The 12079-nt window shown below is 40.6% G+C and carries 16 protein-coding genes and 1 other annotated feature; of the genes, 4 read left to right on the top strand and 12 right to left on the bottom strand.

The genetic code is table 11. From position 1 onward, the window contains the following. Positions 1-34: 34 nt before the first annotated feature. A complete protein-coding gene (nadE, locus tag FFM62_RS04525; RefSeq protein WP_115471042.1) occupies positions 35-859 on the bottom strand; it encodes an NAD(+) synthase in 825 nt (274 codons plus the stop codon). A gap of 20 nt (positions 860-879) precedes the next feature. Continuing rightward, positions 880-2358 carry a nicotinate phosphoribosyltransferase gene (locus FFM62_RS04520; protein ID WP_115471041.1) on the bottom strand — a complete coding sequence of 493 codons (1479 nt, stop codon included), beginning with the start codon at positions 2356-2358 and terminating at the stop codon, positions 880-882. A 131-nt stretch (positions 2359-2489) separates the two neighbouring features. Here FFM62_RS04520 and FFM62_RS04515 point away from each other — a divergent pair, with 131 nt between their 5' ends. The 4 genes from FFM62_RS04515 (at position 2490) to FFM62_RS04500 (ending at position 6348) form a co-directional block, all read left to right on the top strand. Beyond that, on the top strand, positions 2490-3194 hold the full coding sequence (locus tag FFM62_RS04515) for a YoaK family protein (protein ID WP_115471040.1): 705 nt from the start codon (positions 2490-2492) through the stop codon (positions 3192-3194). A 24-nt stretch (positions 3195-3218) separates the two neighbouring features. Continuing rightward, positions 3219-3486: a binding site (T-box leader), on the top strand. Positions 3487-3589: 103 nt separating this feature from the next. Continuing rightward, positions 3590-4420 carry a MetQ/NlpA family ABC transporter substrate-binding protein gene (locus FFM62_RS04510; RefSeq protein WP_115471039.1) on the top strand — a complete coding sequence of 277 codons (831 nt, stop codon included), beginning with the start codon at positions 3590-3592 and terminating at the stop codon, positions 4418-4420. A gap of 186 nt (positions 4421-4606) precedes the next feature. Next, positions 4607-5653, top strand: a complete 1047-nt coding sequence (locus FFM62_RS04505) for a methionine ABC transporter ATP-binding protein (protein ID WP_115471038.1) — start codon at positions 4607-4609, stop codon at positions 5651-5653. Beyond that, positions 5653-6348, top strand: coding sequence for a methionine ABC transporter permease (locus FFM62_RS04500; protein WP_115471037.1), 696 nt, complete (start codon positions 5653-5655; stop codon positions 6346-6348). The genes FFM62_RS04505 and FFM62_RS04500 overlap by 1 nt, the downstream gene beginning before the upstream one ends. A gap of 64 nt (positions 6349-6412) precedes the next feature. On the opposite strand, the gene FFM62_RS04495 is transcribed toward FFM62_RS04500, so the two are convergent. The 10 genes from FFM62_RS04495 to rplO all read right to left on the bottom strand — a co-directional run bounded on the left by FFM62_RS04495 (position 6413) and on the right by rplO (position 12063). Beyond that, on the bottom strand, positions 6413-6628 hold the full coding sequence (locus FFM62_RS04495; RefSeq protein ID WP_115471060.1) for a hypothetical protein: 216 nt from the start codon (positions 6626-6628) through the stop codon (positions 6413-6415). Between the two features lie 403 nt (positions 6629-7031). Then, entirely contained in the window at positions 7032-7418 is a 387-nt protein-coding gene (rplQ, locus tag FFM62_RS04490) for a 50S ribosomal protein L17 (protein WP_075270298.1), read from the bottom strand. A 38-nt stretch (positions 7419-7456) separates the two neighbouring features. Next, the gene (locus FFM62_RS04485; RefSeq protein ID WP_075270299.1) at positions 7457-8401 is read right to left on the bottom strand and encodes a DNA-directed RNA polymerase subunit alpha; all 945 of its coding nucleotides are present in this window, start codon (positions 8399-8401) and stop codon (positions 7457-7459) included. 51 nt (positions 8402-8452) lie between these two features. Continuing rightward, positions 8453-8839, bottom strand: a complete 387-nt coding sequence (rpsK, locus tag FFM62_RS04480; RefSeq protein WP_075270300.1) for a 30S ribosomal protein S11 — start codon at positions 8837-8839, stop codon at positions 8453-8455. Positions 8840-8872: 33 nt separating this feature from the next. Then, positions 8873-9238 carry a 30S ribosomal protein S13 gene (gene rpsM, locus FFM62_RS04475; RefSeq protein ID WP_075270301.1) on the bottom strand — a complete coding sequence of 122 codons (366 nt, stop codon included), beginning with the start codon at positions 9236-9238 and terminating at the stop codon, positions 8873-8875. Positions 9239-9294: 56 nt separating this feature from the next. Continuing rightward, a complete protein-coding gene (gene rpmJ / locus FFM62_RS04470) occupies positions 9295-9414 on the bottom strand; it encodes a 50S ribosomal protein L36 (protein ID WP_040760535.1) in 120 nt (39 codons plus the stop codon). A gap of 35 nt (positions 9415-9449) precedes the next feature. Continuing rightward, the gene (gene infA, locus FFM62_RS04465) at positions 9450-9665 is read right to left on the bottom strand and encodes a translation initiation factor IF-1 (protein ID WP_002827967.1); all 216 of its coding nucleotides are present in this window, start codon (positions 9663-9665) and stop codon (positions 9450-9452) included. A gap of 90 nt (positions 9666-9755) precedes the next feature. Next, positions 9756-10325, bottom strand: a complete 570-nt coding sequence (locus FFM62_RS04460; protein ID WP_115471036.1) for an adenylate kinase — start codon at positions 10323-10325, stop codon at positions 9756-9758. Then, complete coding sequence (secY, locus tag FFM62_RS04455) at positions 10322-11629, bottom strand: preprotein translocase subunit SecY (protein WP_115471035.1); 1308 nt, start codon at positions 11627-11629, stop codon at positions 10322-10324. Before secY ends, FFM62_RS04460 begins: the two co-directional genes overlap by 4 nt. Further along, positions 11629-12063 (bottom strand): 50S ribosomal protein L15, encoded by a 435-nt coding sequence (gene rplO, locus FFM62_RS04450; RefSeq protein WP_115471034.1) that lies wholly within the window; start codon positions 12061-12063, stop codon positions 11629-11631. The genes secY and rplO overlap by 1 nt, the downstream gene beginning before the upstream one ends. Positions 12064-12079 lie beyond the last annotated feature (16 nt).

The raw sequence follows: 12079 nt of genomic DNA, 5'->3' as shown, positions 1-12079 counted from the left end.
CCATCCTATTTTTTAATTAATTTGAAGTCTTTCGTTAACGCCACCAACGATCAAACACCGTCACTGGTTGACGACGCTTGTGTTCTGTTGTTGTATATAGTCGTTCAATTTGATTAGCATCTGCTTCAGAAACTGTTTTACCTTCTAAGTAATCATCAATTGCATCGTAAGTCACCCCTAAAGCAACTTCATCTGGTTGACCTGGGCGATCTTCTTCCAAATCAGCCGTTGGTACTTTTTCATAGAAACCAGCTGGTGCTCCCAAGTATTCCAAAAGCTGTCGACCTTGACGTTTATTCAAACGGTACAATGGTGTGATATCAGCAGCCCCGTCACCAAACTTTGTATAAAAACCAGCCAAGGCTTCAGCTGCATGATCGGTCCCAACAACAACACCTTTATAGGCAGCTGCAACACCATATTGGGCAATCATTCGTTCACGAGCTTTAATATTACCCTTATTGAAATCGGTCACCGATACTCCGGCAGCTTCTAACTGATGCACAACACCGAGAACAGATTCTTCAATGTTAACCGTTACTGTTTTATCAGCCGCTTGCCATTTAATGGCTGCTAAAGCATCTGACTCATCAGCTTGTTCATTATATGGTAACCGCATAGCGATAAATTGATACTCGCCATCCCCCGTTTCCTCACGTAGTTGTTCAACTGCAAATTGGGCGATCTTACCAGCTAATGTTGAATCCTGTCCTCCAGAAATACCTAAAACAAGTGACTTCAATCCCGTCCGCTTCAGATAATCTTTCAGCAAAGCGACTGAACGTTTAATTTCAGTTTCTGGGTCAATGGTTGGTTGTACACCGAGTTTTTCAATAATTTCTGTTTGTAATGGTCGCATAACAGAGTCCTCCCTATTACTTATTCCTGAGTTTGATCAATTTGATCCACATATTCACGAGTTGCCTTAATCAAGTTCATTTTATGATCCCAAGCCGCTTGCGATAGATCCACTGGATACTCTTGTGGATTCATGTCACGCCGGTATTCTGAATACAAAGAATTAACATGACGCTTAGTGAACTCACGGATATCATCTAACGATGGCAATTCATAAACTAATTCACCATCCACAAAGATATCCTTCAAAATTGGTCGTGCCGTGTAATCAACTACTGTCTTACTTAGGTAGGTGTGGTTTGGATGGAACATATACAATCCGTTTGGTAGGTTTTGCGGATTTTCATCCCACAAAGCGACGTAATCCCCTTGCGACTTGCCGTCAGAATTACGAGTGATTCGCCAAACCTGCTTTTGACCGGGCGTTGAAATTTTCTCTGCCGTACCAGAAATTTTAATCGTATCGGTCATTTGACCATTTTCGTCCTCAACCGAAACCACCTTATAAACACCACCTAAAGCAGCTTGATCATAGGCAGTAATTAACTTGGTTCCGATACCCCAAGTATCGATTTTGGCATCCTGGAATTTCAAACTTTTAATCGTTGTTTCATCAAGGTCATTTGATGCCACAATAGAAGCATCCTTAAACCCTGCCTCATCAAGCATCTTACGAACACCCTTTGAAACATAGGCCAAATCACCTGAATCAATCCGCACACCAACAAAATTGATTTTGTCACCCATCTCTTTCGCCACGCGGATGGCCGCAGGGACACCTGAACGCAAAGTATCGTAGGTATCTACCAAGAAGACAACATCACGATGCGTTTCAGCATACGCTTTGAATGCATCATAATCGTTACGATATACTTGTACTAGACTATGAGCATGAGTACCAGAAATCGGAATACCAAACAGCTTACCCGCACGAACATTAGACGTGGCATCAAAACCACCAATGTACGCTGCGCGAGTTCCCCAGATAGCAGCATCCATTTCCTGAGCACGACGTGAACCAAACTCCATCAAACTTTGATCCCCAACAACTGAACGAATCCGTGATGCTTTCGTTGCAATCAAAGTTTGATAATTAACGATATTTAATAATGGCGTTTCAATCAATTGCGCATCAAATACGGTTGCTTCAACCTGCACGATTGGTTCATTATTAAAAACAATATCCCCTTCATGTGGTGTACGGACAGTTCCTTTAAAACGCCAATTTTTCAAATAGTTTAAAAATTCTTCATTAAATTGACCTGTTGAACGTAAATACTCAAGGTCACTTTCAGAAAAATGTAAACCTTTTAAAACACCAACCAATCTCTCCAAGCCAGCAAAAACAGCGTAACCATTTTTGAAAGGCATTTTACGAAAATACATCTCATAAACTGCTTTACGCTCATGGATGCCCTTCATAAAGTAAGTTTGCATCATTGATAATTGGTATGCATCAGTGTGTAGTGCCAAGCTATCATCTGGATATGCTAAAGCCATAATAAATAACTCCTTGTTTTATTTAACTAATATTTTAACACAAAACCCAGGGTGTAAAGTCAGTCTTGTTTATCCCACTAGTGGTATACTAATTAGATATTTTCATCAAAAATTACGGAAGGAACTCCTTTATGATTAACAATCAGCACTATCCCATCAAAGAATCACGACGAGCGGGGATGTTGCTTGCAGCAACTGCTGGATTTATTGATTCATATACTTTTTCAGTACATGATATGCGTTTTGCTAGTTTTCAAAGCGGTAATCTACTCCAAGTTGGTTTGAATATTGCTGGCGGTAAGTGGCTGCATGCTACCATCTATTTTTGGCCAGTCTTGGCTTTCCTACTTGGCTCAGCTTTTAATCAAATTTTAAAAGTGTATACTAACAAGTCACATCAATCACATACATTAGCTGCATTAATAGTTGAATGTTTGGGTCTCTTACTAGTTGCTATCTTAGAATTGCAGAGCGTCTCAGCCAATATCATTCTGCCTCTATTAGCCTTTTTTATGGCAATTCAGGCTGATACATTTAATAAAATTCATGGTATGGCTTATATGACCATTTTAAGTACTGGCAACTTACGTACGTTTAGTAGTGGTGTAACAAATTGGCTGATATACCATGATGAGATGGCTTTACGGCAGGCTGTCCGAGTCGGACCAGTCATTCTTGCCTTTTTATTCTCAGCCATTATTGCTTACTTTGCGATGCAATTTTTACAACAAGCAGCCTTATTCATTGCCCCCCTATTTTTGATAGGTGTGATTATTTTAATTAACCGAGAAGAAAAATTCACCAAAAGTGTTGACACAACGCCTAACATACACTAAAATACGTTTTAGTATTTCAGAAAGATAAACAAGTTGATCAGGGAAGTAAATTAACGGTGATTCGCTTAGAGAGACAACGTTTGGTGAAAGTTGTTCGAAACCCCATTAATTGAAAATGGCCTGTGATTGGCATTAATGAGTAGCAAGTCTATAAATTAGTGACGGAATGGTCTACGTTAACAGACACACGAATCGGCATAGCATCATATCGCTCACTGCCTGCTCGTTGCTAAGGCCTTAATTAGTAATGATTAAGGTGAAGTAGAATGGTAACACGAGACTCGTTTCTATCAGATTATGCAAATAATCAAGATAGGGACGAGTCTTTTTTTATCCCTATCAATCTGAAATAATATCAAACTATGTATCAATAATTAATAAGGAGAATTAGGATTATGCATAAAGGGTTAAGGATTGGTGCCATATTAGCAGTCAGTGCATTTGCGGCTGGAACAATTGCTCCAGTTACTGCAAACGCTGCTTCAAAGAAAACAGTGACTGTTGGTATTGTTGGTACAAGCGATAAGAAACTATGGGATCAAATTAACAAAACAACACAAAAGAAGTACAACTTAAAGGTTAAGACAAAGGTCTTCACCGATTATAACCAACCAAATAAGGCCGTTGCCGATGGTTCACTTGATTTGAACTCTTTCCAACACCGTTATTTCTTAAACAATTGGAATAAGTCAAATGGTCACAAGGTTAAGGCCATTGGTAAGACATTTATTACCCCTATCCGTCTTTATTCTGAAAAGCACAAAGACATCAAGGATTTCAAAAAAGGTGATACAATTGCCGTTCCTAACGATGGTACTAATGAAGATCGTGCTTTGACTTTGCTACAAACAGCTGGTTTGATTAAGCTTAAGAAGGGTGTCGATTTGCCAACCCTTAAAGATATCAAGAAGAACAAGTTGGACTTGAACTTTAAGGAAGTTGCTGCTGACCAAGGTCCATCAGCATTGAAGTCTACAGATGGTGCGGTTATTAATACAAATTATGCGCAAGAGGCCAACCTTAAGTTGAGTTCAGCCATTTACGTTGAACCAATCAACAAGAAATCAAAGCAATGGATCAATGTCATCGCCGCACGTAAGAGTGATGCAAATAAGAAAGCTTACAAGCAAGTTGTTAAGACTTACCAAAGCAAGCAAACTAAGAAGTATTTGAGCGATACTTGGGGCAAGGCGGAAGTGCCAGCATGGGATATCAAGTTAAAGTAATTTGACCTAATGTGCACAACCATCCAGAGAGCGAGACAAAGGTCTGAAGTTACGTTACATTGAGACTTTGGACTTTTGAAACGCGTTTATGCTATGAATTTATAATTAATGTATTTTTAGCACAAAAGGCTGGAACATTCTCTGATGTTCCAGCCTCCTGATACATATCAAGAGTAGGAGAAGAATATGGCTGTCATTTCATTAAAAAATATCAATGTCACTTTTAAGCAAAAAAAGCGTGAAATTGTCGCTGTCCAAGACGAAACAATTGATGTTGAAAAAGGAGACATCTACGGAATTGTAGGATACTCAGGTGCTGGTAAATCAACCTTAGTTCGGACAATTAATTTACTGCAACGCCCAACCAGCGGTTCAGTACTTGTTAATGGTACCGATATGTTGCAATTATCACCTAAGGAATTACGTGATCAACGTAAGAAAATTGGGATGATTTTCCAACATTTCAATTTAATGAGCGAGTTAACTATTTTTGGTAATGTTGCCCAACCTCTAAAACATTCCAACTTATCAAAGTCTGATAAAAAAGCTAAAGTAAACAAACTGCTTAGCTTAGTTGGTCTAGCTGATCGTGCTGAAAACTTTCCAAGCCAATTATCTGGTGGTCAAAAGCAACGTGTTGCTATTGCTAGAGCCCTAGCTAACGATCCTGAAATTCTAATTTCTGATGAGGCAACATCTGCCCTTGATCCACGGACAACAAACCAAATTCTAGCTTTATTAAAAAAGTTAAACCAAGAATTAGGTCTCACAATCGTTTTGATTACCCACGAGATGCAAGCTATTAAAGAAATTGCTAATAAGGTTGCAGTGATGGAAGATGGTAAAATCATCGAACGTGGCTCATTGTTAGAAATTTTTACAAATCCACAACAACAATTAACAAAGGACTTTATCAACACTGCTACTAACTTGGATGAAGCCATTGTTAGAGTAAACGAATTGCTAGAAACCCAACCATTAGCAGCCGATGAAGAGCTAGTGAAGATTAGTTACGTTGGATCCGATACAGCTCAACCACTACTTTCAACAATTTTTGCAGACTTTGGTGTAACAACTAATATTCTCTATTCAAATATGGAAATTTTGACACAAACACCTGTTGGTATTGCCGTTGCTATATTCAAAGGAACTGATTCACAACGTGCTACTGCTAAAGCAAGCTTCACAGATCATGGCGTTGCAATCACTGAATTACAAGGAGGTGCCAAATAATGATGGGATGGATTGAAGAAAATATGCCAAATGCCTATGCGCTTGGCTGGTCAGGAGATTATGGCTGGGGTGTTGCCATTTGGCAAACCGTATACATGACAGCCGGTGCTGCAGTTATCGGTGGTCTCATTGGATTGCTATTTGGAATCGGTCTTGTATTAACGGCTGATGACGGAATTGCCCCTAATCGTCCAACTTTCCAAATTTTGGATAAAGTTGTTTCAGTTGGACGTGCAATCCCCTTCATTATCATGGTGGTTGCTTTCTCACCATTAACACAATTAATTGTGGGAACGACGATTGGAACGACAGCTTCCCTAGTTCCTCTATCACTAGGAGTTTTCCCATTCTTTGCACGTCAAGTACAAGTTGCTTTGCTTGGTGTTGATAGTGGAAAAGTTGAAGCAGCCCATTCTTTCGGTGCGACAAACTGGGACATCATTTCAGATGTTTATCTACGTGAAGGTCTCGCTGAACTAATTCGTGTTTCAACAGTTACATTGATTAGTTTGGTAGGATTAACTGCTATGGCTGGTGCCATTGGTGCTGGTGGTCTTGGTACAACAGCCATCGTTACTGGTTACCAACGTTTCCAAAACGATGTGATGTGGACAGCCACAATTATTATCTTGCTATTTATTGTTCTTATCCAATTCGTTGGTGATTTGCTAGCAAGACATGCTCGTCATAATTAAATCAAAAATAAAAGGCTGGGATCATATTCCAGCCTTTTTTATATTTAAAAATATGATTTCAAAATTAAACAGTATAATAGTTTTTCCCAGGCTGGCGTACTTTATCGACAATGAGGAAATTTCCAACCTGTTGTCGAATACGTACTGTATCACCTAAGCTCAAATCAATTCCCCGATACTGAAAATGCTGGCCATTGATTAAAATACGATCTAACGTAAAATTACTTGGCGTTAAATGAACGGTCATACCAGTCGTGTTTACATTGCGTTTTTCTTGCATTTTTTGTCCCCCCGGACTAACATTACCTTTAGTATATACTAGCAATGCTAACACGACAATCATTTCATGCTCACTTTGTGCGATTTTACACAAATAAAATAATTTCTTAAAATAAAAGTCGCTTTAAGTCATCTAAATAACCAATAAGCCCTGTCTCATCAACATACTAATATCAGATGAGACAGGGCTTATTGGTTATTTTATGGTCATTTTCTATTGTTCTTAAATGACATTAAGCTGAATGAACTCGGTTTTATATATAAAAAACTGCACAAAAAAACCTCACACGTTATAGGCGCGACATAAATGCCTTTCAACCTAGACTTGGCTTTCGCCATCATCTTAACAGTTTATACCTTATAACATGAGAGATCTCATTGTTTTTATTAATTAACCAATGAAATTAGTCAACCAATTCCAAGATAACCATTGGAGCAGCGTCACCACGACGTTGAGTAGTCTTCAAAATGCGAGTGTAACCACCGGCACGACCCTCAAAGCGAGGTGCAACATCGTTAAATAAGTGTTGCAAAGCTGTTTCAACTTGAACTTTGTTATCATCAGTTGTGTTTACGTCTGCAATAACGTTACGCAAGAAAGCAGCTGCCTTACGGCGTGATGATAAATCACCATGCTTACCCAACGTAATCATTTTATCAGCAGTACGACGAACTTCCTTAGCACGAGCTTCAGTAGTCGTGATGCGACCGTTGATCAATAGATCAGTAGTCAAATCACTTAACAAAGCCTTACGTTGTGCACTGTTACGTCCCAACTTACGGTATCCCATGAGTGTGTCCTCCTTTTCTTGGTATTCTATCGTTTAATCTAATCTTCCTTGCGGAACCCTAAACCGAGCAATTTAAGCTTGTCCTGGATTTCGTCAAGTGATTTCCGACCGAGATTACGGACAGACATCATTTGAGTCTCCGTACGCTCAGTTAACTCTTGTACAGAGTTAATCCCGGCCCTTTTGAGACAATTATAAGAACGAACAGACAAATCCAATTCTTCAATTGGTGTATCTGCATGTTTCGTTGTTGGCTCTTCTTCCTTGTCTGCCATCACTTGTGCAGTAATTGCCCGTTCAGACATATCAATAAAAGCGTTCAAATGATCAGACATAATACGAGCAGCTAATGAAACAGCTTCAGTAGCTGACAATGAACCATCAGTCCAAACATCTAAAGTCAACTTATCAAAGTCGTCACGTTGACCAACACGAGTGTTTTCAACTTGATAGTTTACGCGTTCGATTGGGGTAAAGATTGAATCAATTGCTAGAACGCCAATAGGCATTTCGTCATGCAATTCCTTATTCTGGTCCCCTGAAATATAACCACGACCGCGAACAGCCGTCAAAGTCATATGCAAGGTAGCCCCAGCCGCAACAGTAGCGATGTGAAGATCGTTATTCAAGATCTCAACATCACTATCACCAGCTATGTCACCGGCCGTCACATCAGCGGGACCGGTTACGTTAACTTCGAGTGTTTTTTCATCATCACTATCGATGCTCATTGAAACCTTTTTAAGGTTCAAAATGATTTGCGTAACATCTTCAACGACACCTTCGACCGTTGAAAATTCATGCAAAACGCCATCAATCTGTACTGAATTGATTGCCGCACCGGGCAATGAAGACAACAATACACGGCGTAGTGAGTTACCCAAAGTAGTTCCGTAACCACGTTCAAGCGGCTCAACCACAAACTTACCGTAATTGCTATCCTCTTCAACCAACATAATCTTAGGATTTTCGAATTCAAGCATACTGTTTGTTACCCCTTTCAAAGCATGTTGTGCACTATTTGCAACCGGCAATTAGACACGACGACGCTTTGGTGGACGTGAACCGTTGTGAGGCACTGGAGTAACATCCTTAATTGATGAAACATCCAAACCAGCAGCGGCTAACGCACGGATAGCAGACTCACGGCCTGAACCAGGTCCCTTAACAGTTACCTCAACAGTCTTCATGCCATCTTCCATTGCACTCTTTGCAGCAGCTTCAGCAGCCATTTGCGCAGCAAATGGTGTAGACTTACGGCTACCCTTGAAACCAAGTGCCCCAGCTGATGACCAAGAAACGGCGTTTCCTTGAACGTCGGTGATCATTACGATCGTGTTGTTAAATGTTGCGTGGATGTGTGCTACACCAGATTCAACACTTTTACGTACACGACGCTTACGATTAGTACGACCTGCCATAATCAAGTTATCTCCTTTCCAATTAGTTTAAACTTACTTCTTCTTACCAGCAATTGAAACAGCTGGGCCCTTACGCGTACGAGCATTGTTCTTCGTGTGTTGTCCACGAACTGGCAACCCCTTACGGTGACGGATACCACGGTATGAATTGATTTCTTGCAATCCCTTGATGCTCATTGTAACTTCACGACGCAAGTCACCTTCTACCTTAATACCATCAACGACGGCACGGATAGCGTCTTCTTGGTCTGGAGTTAAGTCACGAACACGGACATCTTCAGAAACCTTTGCTTCTGCCAAAACTTTTTGTGCAGTAGAATTACCGATTCCATATACATATGTTAATGCGATCACGATACGCTTATCGCGAGGCAAATCAACACCAGCAATACGAGCCATTACGATTACCTCCTTCTTCTATATAATAATAAATAAATTTAAAACGTCAGTAAGAATTACTTACCTTGACGTTGCTTGTGCTTTGGGTTTGCAGAGCAAATCACCATTACACGACCATTACGCTTGACAACCTTGCAGCTGTCGCACATACGCTTAACTGATGGACGAACCTTCATGATATTTACCTCCTTGAATTTTTTGTATGACTTGCTTACTTAAACCGGTATGTAATACGGCCCTTCGTCAAATCATATGGCGACATCTCAACTGTTACACGATCTCCAGGCAAAATACGAATAAAATTCTTCCGAATCTTACCAGAAACGTGTGCTAAGATGTCTGCGCCGTTTTCCAGTTCAACGGTAAACATGGCATTAGGCAAAGTTTCCTTTACCACACCAGAAATTTCAATAACATCACTGGCCACGTTGCTGCCTCCTTAGTTGTGACATTGGAGAACGTAACAAGTTATTATAACACAATAGTTTTACCTTGAACAGCAAAATCTGCACTATAATTAGTTGTTCTCCAAACTATCAAGTAACTTCTTTACATCTGCGAACACGGTGTCCAACTCATGAGCACCATCAATCTTATGCAGAATGCCTTTTTCAGCATAGAAATCTGCGATTGGCTCAGTAAGTTTTCCATTCACGTCCAAGCGATTCTTAATCACTTCAGGCGTGTCGTCCGCACGTCCACGCGCCATCATACGGTCAACTAACACTTGCGTATCAGCAGTAAAGTAAAGGACGGCGTCCAATGAACGACCTTCTTTGCTTAACATATCTTCCAATGCATGTGCTTGCTCTAAGTTACGAGGGAATCCATCTAGGATGAATCCTGGCTTCGTATCTTCTTCATCTAAGCGCTCTGCAACGATACCGTTAGTAACTTCGTCAGGAACTAGGTCACCAGCATCCATGAAAGACTTTGCCTTCATACCAAGCTCAGTTTCGTTGGCCATTGCCGCACGGAACATATCACCCGTACTGATGTGTGGCAAGTTGTACTTCTCTACGATCTTTGCAGCCTGGGTTCCTTTACCAACACCTGGCAAACCCAACAACATGATGTTCAAACTCATTTTGCTTCGACTCCTTCTCGAATAAATCCAACATACTGCCGCTTCATCATCAATCCTTCAAGTTGGCGAATCAAGTCAATTGCCACTCCGATGACAATCAAGATTGACGTTCCTGACATAGCAAGGTTACTATCCAACCCAAAGACATGCGTCGCTAGGATTGGTGCTAAAGCGGCAAATCCTAGGAACAAAGCGCCGACCACTGACAAACGCATCAGTAGACCTGACATCCACTTTTCAGTTGATGGTCCAGGCCAGACGCCCACAATATAACTACCCTGCTTTTGCAAATTCTCTTGCACCTTTTCAGGGTTAACCTGAACAAACGCATAGAAGAATGTAAACAAGACAATTAGTAATGTGTAAACAATACCACCTTGCATCGTTTCGATTGAAAGGTATTGCATAACTGTATTATACCAACTTGCATCCGCAAACTTAGTTGCAAAAGCTTGCAAAATTGTTTGTGGCGTCACCAATAGAGATGACGCAAAGATAACTGGAATCACACCTGCAATATTAATACGCAATGGTAGGTAAGAAGAACTTCCTGATCCTACTGAACGGCGTGTATATTGCATAGGAACTTTACGAATAGCTTGGTTAAACCAAGTAACAAAAGCAATGACAACCACAAAGATAATCATCAAACCTACCAAGAATGCCCATCCACGCGCTGGATCGTCACCTTGTAGAATGTGTTCCTTAAATAATTGATAAATACCTGCTGGCAAACGCGCAATTATACCAGCAAAAATCAACATTGAAACACCTTGACCAAGACCACGTTCAGTGATCATCTCACCCAACCAAACTGATAACATTGTACCAGCAGTTAAGATGAATCCGATCAATAAGTAAGTCTCAGTATTTGGTGTTTTTACCAGATTAACCTGGCTAAGTTGGTTAAATCCAGCCGTTATTCCAATAGATTGGACAAAAGCTAGACCAATGGTCAACCACCGGGTGACTTGGTTCAACTTACGCCGTCCAACTTCACCTTGTTTCGACCATTCAACAAATCGTGGCACAATATCCATTTGTAGGAGCTGTACCACGATTTGTGCAGTAACGTATGGTGAAACCCCCATTGCAAACAATGAGTAATTTGTTAGTCCACCACCGCTAAACATATTCAAAATGCTGCCGAGCCCAGAATTTGCTACCTCAGTCAGTGCTGCCGTGTTAATACCCGGCACAGTAATGTAGGCACCTAATCGGTAAACAATTAAAATCCATAAAGTGAAAAATAATTTCTTACGAATGTCTTTTTCTTTTAATGAATTGAGCACGGTTTTCAGCATTAGATCACCTCAGCTTTACCACCAGCAGCTTCGATAGCTGCGGTTGCTGATGCTGAGAACTTGTTAGCCTTAACAGTCAATGACTTGTCTAATTGACCATTAGCCAAGATCTTAACGCCGTTCAACTCACTTTTAACGATACCGGCTTCAACCAACATTGCTGGTGAAACTTCAGTACCATTATCGAAGCGGTTTAACACATCAAGATTGACAACAGCATACTCTTTACGGTTAATGTTCGTGAATCCACGCTTTGGAATACGACGGAACAAAGGCATTTGTCCACCTTCGAATCCTAGACGTGTCTTACCACGAGCCTTTTGACCTTTTTGACCACGTCCCGCAGTCTTACCATTACCTGATGATTCACCACGTCCAACACGGTTGCGAACGTTACGTGCGCCTTCAGGCATTTGAAGTTCATTTAGCTTCATTAGGGTTTTACCTCCT

This window comes from Weissella thailandensis (genome assembly GCF_005405465.1).
GTDB classification, from domain to species: domain Bacteria; phylum Bacillota; class Bacilli; order Lactobacillales; family Lactobacillaceae; genus Weissella; species Weissella thailandensis.
Note: the sequence above shows the minus strand (reverse complement) of the source record. Positions and strands in the feature narration are given on the sequence as shown.